The 12,984-nt window shown below is 58.5% G+C and carries 8 protein-coding genes; 4 read left to right on the top strand and 4 right to left on the bottom strand.

The features are described from left to right. Positions 1-532: 532 nt before the first annotated feature. Positions 533-3,778 (top strand): DUF726 domain-containing protein, encoded by a 3,246-nt coding sequence (locus F3J45_RS26880; RefSeq protein ID WP_167070212.1) that lies wholly within the window; start codon positions 533-535, stop codon positions 3,776-3,778. Continuing rightward, positions 3,778-5,481 carry a LeoA/HP0731 family dynamin-like GTPase gene (locus tag F3J45_RS26875; protein ID WP_167070210.1) on the top strand — a complete coding sequence of 568 codons (1,704 nt, stop codon included), beginning with the start codon at positions 3,778-3,780 and terminating at the stop codon, positions 5,479-5,481. Before F3J45_RS26880 ends, F3J45_RS26875 begins: the two co-directional genes overlap by 1 nt. Positions 5,482-5,779: 298 nt before the next feature. Here F3J45_RS26875 and F3J45_RS26870 read toward each other — a convergent pair whose 3' ends face one another. Further along, positions 5,780-6,037 carry a hypothetical protein gene (locus tag F3J45_RS26870; protein WP_167070208.1) on the bottom strand — a complete coding sequence of 86 codons (258 nt, stop codon included), beginning with the start codon at positions 6,035-6,037 and terminating at the stop codon, positions 5,780-5,782. A gap of 119 nt (positions 6,038-6,156) precedes the next feature. Between F3J45_RS26870 and F3J45_RS26865 the strand changes: the two genes are divergently transcribed. Beyond that, positions 6,157-7,032, top strand: a complete 876-nt coding sequence (locus F3J45_RS26865) for a WYL domain-containing protein (RefSeq protein WP_054573621.1) — start codon at positions 6,157-6,159, stop codon at positions 7,030-7,032. Positions 7,033-7,269: 237 nt separating this feature from the next. On the opposite strand, the gene F3J45_RS26860 is transcribed toward F3J45_RS26865, so the two are convergent. Beyond that, a complete protein-coding gene (locus tag F3J45_RS26860; protein ID WP_167070206.1) occupies positions 7,270-8,181 on the bottom strand; it encodes a hypothetical protein in 912 nt (303 codons plus the stop codon). Between the two features lie 237 nt (positions 8,182-8,418). On the opposite strand from F3J45_RS26860, the gene F3J45_RS26855 reads away from it, so the two are divergent. Further along, positions 8,419-9,165, top strand: a complete 747-nt coding sequence (locus F3J45_RS26855; RefSeq protein ID WP_167070204.1) for a hypothetical protein — start codon at positions 8,419-8,421, stop codon at positions 9,163-9,165. Between the two features lie 242 nt (positions 9,166-9,407). On the opposite strand, the gene F3J45_RS26850 is transcribed toward F3J45_RS26855, so the two are convergent. After that, positions 9,408-11,807: a TonB-dependent siderophore receptor gene (locus F3J45_RS26850; protein ID WP_167070202.1), complete on the bottom strand. Its 2,400-nt coding sequence runs from the start codon at positions 11,805-11,807 to the stop codon at positions 9,408-9,410. Between the two features lie 143 nt (positions 11,808-11,950). Continuing rightward, positions 11,951-12,811 carry a hypothetical protein gene (locus F3J45_RS26845; RefSeq protein ID WP_167070200.1) on the bottom strand — a complete coding sequence of 287 codons (861 nt, stop codon included), beginning with the start codon at positions 12,809-12,811 and terminating at the stop codon, positions 11,951-11,953. Positions 12,812-12,984: the final 173 nt, after the last annotated feature.

The raw sequence follows: 12,984 nt of genomic DNA, 5'->3' as shown, positions 1-12,984 counted from the left end.
CTTCAACCTATCGACAGACTACAACCAAGCCGCTGCCCTCCAGCATTCAAAGACTCGCTTCGAGTGATAGCAGGAACTCTGCACGCATGATGCAAGCCGCCTTGCGAGTGATGTCGAATGGCCACACCCTAAAGCAAAATGGCTGACGACGTCCATGTTGGCTGTTCATACAGGTAAACAGATAGAGCAGATTAAAGCGCTAGGCTCAGCCTGGTTTTACTAATTACCCCCAGCAGCCCAGATACCCGTAAAGTTTTCAGGCACACGCTTCTACTTCACGGACTGTTTTCGACCTCAGGCAAGCCGCTGACCACATAGCAAACCGCCATCAAAACGAGGTAAATTCGCCACATCAGTGACGCCAACAAACGTCGCCCCCAGTTCAAGACGACAAGGATGTAGCAATGCCCAACCCAGGGACTCTTTCCTCTGGCCCCCAACCTGGCCGCCCCCGTCTGCAAAGCGCCCACACCACTTTTCCTCACAAGCGCTGCCCGAAAAGTAGCATCACCGTGGATAGGGAATAGCCCCCATGCCCCAATCATTCCACTTCCGGAGCGCACGGTCTGCCAGCACCAGCAATACAGAAGCCAACGTCTTCATCCACGGCTACAGCGCCGGGCATAGCGACGAAGACAAGCAACTCCTACTCGACAGGATCCCTGAGCAGCTAAAGCACTTCACCAACATCTTCGCGTTCTGGCCTTCGAATCACATCTTGCGGTTCGACAAATCCTCAGCCTGGAAGCTTGCCGCTGCGGGTCTGAACACCGGCGCGGCGTTCACCGGTGCCCCCGTGGGGTCTCTAGGCCTTGTGGGCTCGATCGCCAAGGATCGGATGGGTAATTTCACTCAGGCCCGCGCACGCGCGGAAAGCATGGGCGCGGTATTGCTCGAACAGCTTCAGCAGTACCTGCTCAGCAACCACCCGCAGATCAAGACCATCAACCTGATTGGCCACTCGCTTGGCGGCCGGCTGGTCATCAGCAGCCTCAAGAACTTTTCGAGCAGGCAACAACTGGCTATCAACGATGTGCTGCTAATGGCCGCAGCCGTCGAGGTCACAGCCATTGAAGCCCGCAAGATGCGTGGCCTGCTTCAGGGGCGACTGATCAATGCCTATTCGAAGGCAGACAAGACCCTGCTGCTAAACGTGGGAGAAACCTGCCTGGGGCGTAACGAGGTCGAACACTTCGAATGCATCGAGATGAGCGACTTTGGTCACACCGATTACTGGGAGCGGCTCGCTGAGGTACTGACCGAAACACGCTTCAAGGTGTTCTTACCCCCCTCACCAGAGCCTGCCCAAGCACCTGCAGAGGCCATAATGCCAACCCCCACGTCCGCGCAAACTGCCAAAGCTCATAACATGAAACTTGAACTGAACAGCCCAAGTGACGTTTACCAGCAAATCAACGACGAGCTGGCACTCATCATCGCAGAACTGAGACACCCCTCCGATGACATCGCGTTGAACCAGGCACGTGAAGAAGCACTCCAGCGGCTTGAGCAACATCGCAAAGCCTTGTATGAGCGGCTCGCCGAACTGGAGAAGAATGCCGAGTGGAACACCTTCACCATTGCCTTCTACGGCGAAACCGGCGCAGGCAAGTCAACCCTTATCGAAACCCTGCGCATCCTGCTTCAGGAACCTAGCAAGCGAGCCAGCCAGCAGGCGTTTCGCAAGCTGCGCACAGAGTATGGGATGACGGAAGAAAACCTGCAGCGGCTGCATCAGGATATCGAGCAAGTCGAAGCGCGACTTGGCGAACTGACGCAACAGCTCAATGCCACAATGCAGCAGTTCGAACAGCCATTTAGTGAAGCCCGGAGCGCCCTCGACCAGGCTAATGTCCGGTCCGGCGAGTTGACTCAGCGTCTGGGCAGCGAGCTTGAACAACATGAGCAGGCACATAAGGACGCCCTTGCGGCCGTAACCCGCCTGCATACGCTTCTCGCCACACGTAAAAGCACCGCTTCACTATGGCAGTCGCTCTTGAGCCTGTTCAGAAAAATGCCGGAAGAGCTCGAACTGAATGCCGCTACGGCTTCACTAGCCGAAACCACTCAGGCACGCGACAGCGCTACTGCGACACTGAGCACTGAGCGGCAGAAGGCAGAGCAGGAACGCGTCGCACTGGAACGGCAACTGGGTGAAATAACGACAGCACGTGACCAGGCCTGTACGGCACTTGCCACCCAACAGGCGCAAGCGACGCAGCATCAGCAGGCGATGGTGCAGCAACGTCTGGAGAATGAAAGCCAGCTGGCGAACTTGGTGGCACAACTGCAGGTGCATGCCGACGGTGAAATCATCGGAGACGGCCAGGCCGACTACACCCGAGAGACGAAGCGCTATGAGTTCGAGCTGGACGGTCGGCCATTCGCACTGCTGGATGTCCCGGGTATCGAGGGCAAGGAAGGCTTGGTGCTCAACGAGATAGAAAAGGCCGTGCAAACCGCTCACGCCGTGTTCTATGTCACCAACCAGCCCGCACCTCCACAAACGGGCGATGGCCAACACCAAGGCACGCTGGAGAAGATCAAGCAGCACCTGGGAGCGCAGACAGAAGTTTGGACACTGTTCAACAAGAAGATCACCAACCCTAAACACTCTCTAGCCAACCGACCACTGATCTCCGACGACGAAAGCATCAGCCTTGCCGGCCTTGACGAGAAGATGAGCGAGCAGCTTGGCAAACACTACCAAGAGATGTTCCCGCTCAGCGCGCTGCCGGCATTCCTCGCCTCGACCGATCACCTCGCGCCGGGCTCGCAGAATGCCAAACGACGCAGCAAGATGCTTGACGACTTCGGCGCCGACGAGTTGCTGGAAAAGTCCCGCCTGCGCGCATTCCTGCAACTGCTGGGCGATCGCCTGATCCTCAACAGCAATACCAAGATCATCAGGGCCAACTTCAACAAGGCCAATGACGCGCTCAACCAGACCACCTCGACGCTTTCAGGTGTTCAGCAAACTCTGAGCGCGCTGTCGCGTAAGCTCTCGCAAGAAGAGCAAAGTGCAAAAAGCCAGCTGAGCAGCAGCTTCCAGGCACTGAGAAAGCGCCTGGAATCCTGCGGCGAAACCTTGATTGACCAATTCGCCAGCAACGTACGTAACAACGTCTATGCGAAGATCGAAACCAATATCAGCAATGACGAGTTCAAAAGCACACTGACCGACGAGCTTGAAACCCAACAGAAATCGCTGGGTAAAGAACTGCCACAGGCGGTTCATACCGAGGTCGGCAAATTCCAGAAGGCGGCCGAAGATATTCTGAAACGCTTCGAGAAGCATGCCCAGGAGCTGACCGCAAGCTACGCAAAACTGGGCAGCATGCGCTTCAACGAGCGCTTCAGCCTCAACATCAAGATCGACAACGGCATCAAGGTTGCGGGGCTACTGGCCAGTCTTGTAGGCATCGCCGCGGCACCGTTCACTGGCGGGGCCAGCCTGTGGGTCGCCGGGGGCGCTGCACTTACTTTCCTGATCGCGGTCGGCAAAGCGCTATGGAGTGCAATCGACAAAGACTTCAAAAAGTCCCAACAACGCCAGGCGCTTGATAAAAACCTACGCAGTGCTATTGAACAACTGCGCGAATCGCTGGAGGCAAGCCTGGACGCGGCACTGAGCGATATGCAGGGGACCATTGAGCAACTCGACCTCGCCCTTGAAGCACCCGCCAGACAGGCTGCCAATCAGGTAAACACGCTGTCTCGCTCGACAAACCGCCTGAAAGTTCTCTCCCGTCAAATTGAAATCGCAGGAAATCTGTAATGGAAAACACGCTCAAGACATTTAAGGCGCAACAGACAAGCGCGCTGACATTGCTCGACAGGCTGCAAGACTTTCTCGGGCAGGGTGAGCAGGCCGGCATCCCGATCGATCCTGCTTTGATCAGCAAGCTGCAGAATGTCATCAACAGCATGTCGGATGAGAAACTCAAGGTTGCGCTGATTGGCGGCTTCTCTGAGGGAAAGACCTCCATCGCGGCGGCCTGGATGGAAAAGCTGGACAGGTCCAGCATGAAGATCAGCCATCAGGAGTCATCCAATGAGGTGAAAGTCTACGAGGTCGGTGAAGACTTCGTACTGATCGACACCCCCGGGCTGTTCGGTTTCAAGCAGCAGGAAAATACCGAAACGCACACCGTCGAGAAGTACAAGGACATCACCAAAAAGTACGTGAGCGAATCACACCTGGTGCTGTACGTGATGAACTCGACCAACCCCGTCAAGGAAAGCCACAAGGATGACCTGACCTGGTTGTTCCGCACTCTTGATTTGCTACCCCGCACCATTTTCGTTCTTAGCCGTTTCGATGAGGTGGCTGATGTAGAGGATGAGCAGGATTACCAGTCCAACCTGCAGGTCAAGCGCAACAATGTGGCAGGCCGCCTTCGCGAACAGATCGAGCTGACTGAGAAGGAGGCGGCCGAACTGTCTATCGTTGCAGTGGCCGCCAACCCCTTCGACATGGGCGTGGAGCACTGGCTGGCCAACCTTGGACAGTTCAAGGAGCTGTCGCATATTGCTACCCTGCAGGCGGCCACCACTGGCAAGATCCAGCAGAATGGCGGCGGCGCCGCACTGGCAAAAGAGATGCACGCCAGCGTGATCCGTGACGTGCTCAACAACCAACTACCTGTTGCCATCGAGAACGACGAAAAGGTTGCCCAAGAGGTTGCCAGGCTTGATGAGCTCAACACTCGCCTGGTCAATCAACTGGCAGTGACCGATCAGCAAATCGAAGAGGCGCGCATTAACCTGCGCAACTTTGCCACGCGCTATTTCTCTGATCTGATCCTGCAGGCCAAGGGTTCCAGCCTAGAAACCTTCGGTGACTTTTTCGAGCGCGAGGTCGGCGCAGAAGGCATCATCGTCTCCACCCGCCTGCAAAACGAGTTCAGCCGCCAGACGCAGTCGATCACGCTTGAGGTCGAAAAGATGCAAGTGGGCTTCGATAGCGAGGTCAACCACTTCAATACCACCGTCAAGGCACTGGGCAAGCAGGGCATCAACCATGTGCTCAAAGGCAACCTGATCAACAACACCACGGTACTGGCTGCGCGTGATGGGCTCACTACCATTGCCAAGACGGTTGGCATGGATATCGGAAAGTATCTGAAGTTCAAACCGTGGGGCGCCGTAAAGTTTGCCAAAGGCGCCAACGGGGCGCTGGCCTTCATCGGGGTGGCCATTGAAGCCTGGGATAGCTGGGAACAGTACAAGCGCGAAGAAGCCTTCAAGAAGTCAGTTGCAGAGATGGTTAACAATTTCGAGCAGCAGCGTCAGGACTTCCTTGCCGTCGTTAACTCGGAGCGTTTCAAGGAGCAGTTCTTCCCAGACTACCTGCTGCTCAACACCCGCCGACAGGAACTGCAGGTCAATGTCGATGAAAGCCGTGTACGTCAGCAACGCTTCAAGGCATGGCGCGAAGAAGCTGAAGCTATCGACGCGGAATTCAAGCGAATAAACTGACCCACTTCCGGTGCCCGCTGCAGAATGCGGCGGGCGCTTGCTAATCAAAACTGCCCGCCGTCCCGCTAACGCCCCCGCCGCGCCAAAACCTCCGCCACAGCAGCCTCGAGCCATCCCGCTACGCGCATCTTCAGATCAGTACTACCGCACCGCGGGCACACTACGAGCCACTCCCCCGGCATCAATGCATCGCTGCGCGGAGCGATGGTCTTCTTCCAGTTGCAGTCTTCACACTGCAGCGTGAAGGGCTTTGGCTTTATCGGCATGAATGCCTACTCCTGTAGAACGCTACCAAGCATTACTGCGCAACCGGTACCAACCCCTGCAGCAACTCCACCTTGCGCCGCAACTGCGCCACATGCTCCCGCTCTGCCCGCAACGCCGAGCGCAGCTCACGGTTCTCCATCTCCCAAATCTGCAACCAGCGCAAATCCCGCTGCCAATGCTCCACCTTTTTCCCAAGTTCGCCCAGCTTCAACCCCTGCTGAATCAGCACCAACAGGATGATCCCCATCGCTACCAATGCACCCGTCGCAACCACTTCCGGCATAGTCATGCTCATGTCCTTTGCTGCCCTCGATGTATTCCGAAGACCAGCCAAAGATATGTAATTCAAAATTACACGTCTAGAATGTAGACTTATACAGGTAAAGTAATCGCGCACATGGAGAGGGTATGAAACGCAAGCAATCTATTGAGCAGGTACGCTGGGACCTGGCACTTCGCTATCGGTTGATCGAGACCGTTGCCTGGTGGGAAGGCCGGCTGACCACGGGGCACCTGATACAGAGCTTTGGCATCAGCCGTCAGCAGGCGTCGAAGGACATCAATACCTACATCACCGAACATGCGCCCGAAAACTTGACGTATGACAAGCAGATCAAGGGCTATGTACCGAGCGAGCAGTTCGAGCCGCTGTTCATCGACAACAGCGCCAGCGCCTATTTGCACCTGCTGTACCAGAACAATGAGCGCGCCCCGCACATCGACGGGCTGGCACTGGCTTATGCGCACACCCGGGTGCTGGAAGTACCTGATCGCCCCATTCGGCCAGAGGTGCTGCGCCCCTTGCTCAAGGCCTGCCGTGAAGGCCTGCGCCTGGAAACCGAATACGTGTCCTTCAACACCCCAAACGTTGAAGTGCGCCTGATCGCACCGCACACACTGGTGTACACCGGAATGCGCTGGCACGTGCGGGCCTACTGCGAAAAGAACGGCCAGTACCGGGACTTTGTCCTCAGCCGCCTGCGGGGGCAGCCAGACTTGCTGGACGCGTCGCCAAACACCCGCGAGCAGGACGAAGATTGGAATATAGAGGTGCCAATCATCTTCGAGCCTGATTGGCGGTTGAACGCGGCGCAGAAGGCAATTATCGAAACCGACTTCGGAATGACGGAGGGACAGTTGGTGGTCTCCAGCCGCCGGGCACTGGTGAAGTATGTGCTACAGCGGTATCAGATCGACCACCGGAACATGGCAATACTGCCTGAGGCCCAGCAATTGGTGGTGAGCAACCTCCAGGACCTGCAGCCGTGGTTGATGAAGTACTAATACTTAGCTCTTCGCAGCGTCAACCGAGATAATCTGCGAGACTGCCTCAACCCGCTCGGCACGTTCAGTGCCTCAGCTCAGTGGCTGTGCTTGGAACAGGGGTCGCCCGACAGCGGGCGACCGATCTGGCCATCGATAGGCCAAGAATACTTTTCGCAGTATTCCAATCGGTATTCCAGCTCAAAAATCAAAACCGGAATTCCCACCATAATCAATATTTTAACAACCTAATTCAAATTACCCCGGCCCACCAACACCCCTCAGTTCCTCTACTCCTTTCACCACCGGCACACAAACCACCTGCTCAAACCGATACCCCTCCCCCTCATCCGGCAAAGCAATCGCCCCAACCTCATCATGCAGCACCGCCACCTTCGCCCCTCTAAAACCTGGCAATCCACAATACGACGGCGGTAAATGAAACGCCCCAAACACAATCGCTTCCCGCACAGGCCCTGCATACGTCTGCTTATCTGCCAATTTAATCGCAAGCGTCAGCGCCAATAGCCCCCCAATAAACAGCGCACACACCGCAACCCAATCATACAAGCTGTCGTGCTTGCGCTTCTTACGCATGCTCAGGTAGTCGCGCACCATGGCATACAGCTGCAGCACAATGGTCAACCCAGCAGCCGCCAGGCCCAGCACCATGGCGAAAGCAGAGAACCAGACCATCGGGGTGATCACCAGAGTCAGCGCAAGCTGGGCGCCGGGTAGGTCGCGCGCGGGCAGCCCGGTAAGCTCAGCGATCATCTGGTCAGAAAGAATCTTCGAGACGGCTGCAATGCCTATGGCGAGCAAACCGAATAGTGCCTTCCAGGGCAATAACGGCTTGAGAAATGCGATCAGCTTTTCGAAATAACAGTAAAGGTACGCCGTGGCTGTGACTAAAGTGACTGCCGCAATAATGATAAAGGTACGGAGTTCGATGGGCATTCCGCCCCTTTTCCAGAAGGCTGCTGCGTACAGCACAGCCATTGAGGCGATAAACACCCACATCGCGTACTGACGCTTCTCCCAGCGCCTTATGCGTATGTAGCGGCGCTGATACCAGATGAATTTGTGGGGCTGCGTCTGAAGATGGCTGAGATGCCCCAAGATCGCGGGGGCTACGAGAAACGCGAAAACGAGCAGTAAAACTTCAAACATTCCGAGTCCTTTTTGGCGCTGACGTGTCGTCCATGAGCACTGCCGGGATCAATGAGGCCAGCAGCAGTCAGCTCCGATGATGCCAGATCAACGTCCTGGCCAGGGAGCCAGCGCGCTACCCCACCGCCAACAAGATGGCCATTAGCCATAGCACCCGTAATTGACCTTGGCTAAAGTAGCGCCCTTCGTGGATTTCGCCGCATGCAGCGCCGCCACCATCAACAAGGACGCCCCCCAATGACCACCAGCGGAACCCTAACCTTCGCCATCATGATGCTCCTCGGCGCCATCAGTTTCCTGATGCCCCCCGACGGCGCTGTTCTGGCGGTCGGCCTGGCCTGCCTGTTTTCCTTCGCCTACTTCGTCTACTACATCATCTACCGCGACCTGCACCACGACATCATCGGCGGTGTGCTGTTGGCGCTTCTGGTCATGGCCCTGGTCGCCATCCCCGTCATTGGCTGGCTGATTCTGCTGGCCTTCGTGTTCTACAACATCGCCAAGGCGTTGGAAGGGTTGAAGGCCCTGACGCCAGACATCATCACCAGCTTTGGCATCTATGGCCTCCTGTGCGCGCACAGCTTCCTTAACGTGAAGGACGCAGCAGCGGTGATCGCGTTCGCCGCTGTCTACACCGTGGCCGCCCTCGCCTACTGCCGGCAGCTCAACCGGCTGCCGCTGCGCGAAGCGTTGTTCAAGCTGAGCGTGATGTGGCTGGCGATTCCTTTTGCGGTGCTGATGGTGATTTCGATCTTCTCCAGCTTGGCGAATTTGTTTAAGGCGGTGAGCTCTACGATTACACGCACGGTCATCACGCCACAGACGGTTTCTGCGCATGTGCGTAGTGGGGTGGAGGTCGCGGCCTATACGCGCAATGTCACCAGCACGGTGACGTCGACGGTGACTAACTATGTGCCGGGGTCGGGGGCGGTGACTTCGGCGGTTGCCAAGGAAGTGGCGCGGGCGGCTAAGGCGGGGGAATAGGCACTGGAGTGGATGGCACCGGCTTTGCCGGTGTTCGCGGGCAAGCCCGCTCCTACAGGGAAGCCGTTTTCATCTGGTTACGGTGGGCCTGGTAGGAGCGAGCGCAGCTCGCGATGGGCTGCAAAGCAGCCCCAGCATCACGTGCGTGGGACTGAAAATTTGGGGCCGCTGTGCGCCCCATCGCGAGCTGCGCTCGCTCCTACCAGGTTGGGGTAAGCCTGTTGAACCGAGTGGCGCGAAAGTTACCAGCTGTAGCTGAGTTTCGCGGTCACTTCACGGCCTGGGTTGTAGTAGTTCGCTGTGCCGGAACCCACTACATGCTGCTCGTCGAACAGGTTGCTGACGTTCAGGGCCAGGTCTGTACCCTTGGCAATCTTGTAGTTCAACGCCGCATCGAACAACGTGGTGCCGTCGCTTTTCTTGGTGTTGGCAGCATCCATGTAGTACCCACCCACATACCGCGCACCCAGGCCGACGCTTACGTCGGTGGCAGGAATGTCGTAGTAGCTCCACAGCGACGCGGTGTGCTTGGGCGCCACGGTGAACTCCTTGCCCTTGAGCGACGTGCCGTTGTACAGCGAGCCGCGCAGTACCTCGGTTTCCATGTAGGAGTACGCACCGATCAGGCTCAGGTTCGGGGTGATCTGCGCCTTGCCTTCCAGGTCCAGGCCGCGGGCATGGGACTCGCCCACGGTTTGCTGCTCGATAATGCCGCTCGGCAGCACCACGGCGATGGTCACGTTTTGTTGGGTCAGGTCATACACGGCAGCAGAGAACAGTGCGTCCATGCCCAGCGGCGAGTACTTCACGCCCACTTCGTACTGCCGGCCGGTCTGCGGGGTCACGCCTACCTGCGGCGGGGAAACCGATTCCACCATGCTCACGTAGGTGGATACCTCGTCGTTGACGATGTAAGTCAGCGCGCCGCGGTAGGAGGTTTCAGAGAAGTTGTCGCTCTGCTTGGTCGGGCCGCCGACATATTCGGTGCTGGACAGGTCCATGGAGTCGTTGCGCACGCCGGCCGTTGCGATCAAGCGGTCGTAGAACGACAGGTTCTGCTGCAGGAACACCGCCTTGGTGGTCGCGTCGTTCTTCTTGCGGGTATACGGCGTAACGCCACCCGGAACGCCGGTGTACACCGGGTGGGCGATGTCGATGGACGGCGCCAGGCTGTACACCGAGCTTTGCTTGGTGGTGGAGTCGAGGTATTCGACGCCCACCAGGGTGCTGCTGTCGACGTGCTCGAACTGGGCATCGTACTGCAGCATCAGGTTGCCGTTGAGCTGGTCGGCATCGCTGTCGGTGCCGAACACGTAGCGCGGGATGACGGTGCCCACGCGCGAGGCGCTGTCGCTCAGGTAGACGTAGCCGAAGTCGTCGCTCAGCTCGCTGTAGCGCAGGTTGCCGCGCAGCACGAAGCCGTTGTCGAAGTCGTGGGTGATGTTGCCGCTGAGGCTGGTGCGCTCTACATCATGGAAGTTGTAGCTGGGCTCGCCGAAGAAGTCGCTGCGGTCGTATTCCTTGTCCAGCGGGTAGCCGCCGCTGTTGGGCGAGCTGTTGGTCTTCAGGTAGTCGAGGATCACCGTGGCCGAGGTGTAGTCGGTCGGTGCCCAGGTCAGGCCGCCCATCACGAAGCGGTTATCGTCCTGGGAGTGGTCGTACTCGCGGTCGCTGTTCTGCATCTTGGCGGTGAAGCGGCCGGCCAGGGTTTGCTCTTCGTTCAGCGAATCGCCCACGTCGATGCCGGTTTCGGCATGGTTGTAGGAGCCGTAGGTGACGTAACCCTGGCCGAATTTTTCGAAGCGCGGCTGCTTGGTCACGAAGTTCACCGAGCCACCCGGGTCGGCCGGGCCGAACAGGGTGGAGTTGGCGCCGCGCAGAATTTCGATGCGCTCATAGGCATACGGGTCTTCGCGCACGCCACGCATCGAGCTCAGGGTCAGGCCGTCGCGGTAGGTGGTGGCCTGGAAGCCGCGGATCTGGAAGTAGTCGTTACGGTCGTCCGAGCCATAGAAGTCGCTGACCACGCCCGGGGTGTACTGCAGCGCCTCTTCGGTGGTGCTGACGCTGCGCTGTTCCATCTCCTTGCGGGTGACCACGGAAACGGACGCCGGCGTGTTACGGATGCTGGTCGCCACCTTGCCGCCCACCCACAGCTCCTGGGCGACCACCGAGTTCAGGTCGTCGTCAGCGCTGGCCTTGACCTTGGCATTGATGATCACCGGTGCAAGCCGGTAGTCCTCGGTCGCCCCCAGCTCCAGTGGGGCTTGGGGCTGGGGCTGGGGCTGCGGCAGCACCAGGTAGGCGCCAGGCCCTTGCTGCTCGGACTGCAAGCCGGTTCCCTGCAAAAGCGCTTGCAGTGCGGTCGAGGTGTCCAGCGCGCCCTGCACCCCTGCGGTAGTGCGCCCGGCCACGTTCTGCGCATCGAACGACAGGCTGATCCCGGCCTGGCGTGCAAAGCGGTCGAGCGCCGGCTGCAGTGGGCCGCCTGGGATATTCCATTGCTGGAGTTGGCGGCTTTGGTCGGCACTCGACGGTTGCGCCAGCGACGGCAGCGCGTAGCTGCTGACTACCAGGCCCAGGAAGGCGCCGTGCAAGGCGCGGTTCAAGGGATGGCGCAGTGGAACCGGGGTAGAACTCATTTTCTCGCTCCGTAAAGGGGTCGGCAGACTGGCCTGTACTTCGGCCTTTTCTACATGCCGAACGAGAATGAGAAAACACCTCATTTATTTTTGCGTGTCATACCCCAGCACCACTGAAGCATTGAAGCTTGCCGCCTCTCGCCCTAGCGCGCAGCCTGCTGCGAAGCGCTCTTGAACTCGTACAGGCTGTTCTTGCACCCCATGGACGCCACCGTGAATCGCACTTCATAACGGGAATAGTCCCGCGCTGAAACGTTCGCAGGCTTACGCCCCTTGTCGACAGCGCCATTGTAGGCCAGCACCGCATCGCAGGTGCTCATGTCGCCGACCTTGGTATTGAGCCTCGCGGCCTTCGAGCGCATCTGCGCCTCGAAGCCGGCATCGTTGATCACGACCGGGGTACGCAATGGCGTCGTCGCCAAGGCCACATCCTGCCCCCGGCCTGCGCCGAGGAAGCCCACCACCATGGTGATCTGGCCATTGCTATCCACGCGCGGCAGCCCGGTGAAACGGGTCGCGAACTGCTCAGCCCCCGCCAGCTGGCTGATGGTTTGCCCCGTCATCTGTACCCAGTAGGCTTGCGGCGGATTGGCTGCATCGTAAGCAGGAGCGGCCCTGTTGTAGGGCTTGCCAGCCATCTTGAGGGCCTGTTGCCTGCTGAAGTAGCGGTCACGGCAGGTATTGCTGGTTTGCGTGTCCATCGGCTGGCTGGATTTCGCGCTGTAGAGCAACGCAGCCGCGCACTCATAGTCGTACTGGCCGGCGAAATACAGGAACTGGCCACTGTTAAGCGGGCTTCTGGTGGGCATCAGGTCCAGCCCACTACTACCCGCCCCACCCGCCATACCGGTAGCGACACTACCGGGCACCAGCGACCTCAGGGAACTTGCCGTTTCATCCGAAAAGCGAACCTTGGTGGTGCCATCGGGCATCCGCTCAGTGGTTACACACCCCGCCATCGCGACGGCAGCCAGCACGGCCAGAAGGAGTTTGAACTTGTTCATGCGCGTATCCTTACGTAGAAAATCAGCTTGCGTATGAGTAGATGAAGTGCCCCATGCCCCACAAGCACTGCCTGCACAGGCAAGGCCGGCTCGCTGCAGCGAGCCGCCAGGCTGATCGATCTACCTGCACCCAAGCCAGCACCTGCGCCAAGGCTCAACTCGCCGCAAAGTGC

Source organism: Pantoea sp. Ap-967 (assembly GCF_011752565.1).
GTDB lineage: Bacteria > Pseudomonadota > Gammaproteobacteria > Pseudomonadales > Pseudomonadaceae > Aquipseudomonas.
This window is presented reverse-complemented; position numbering and strand designations above follow the sequence as displayed.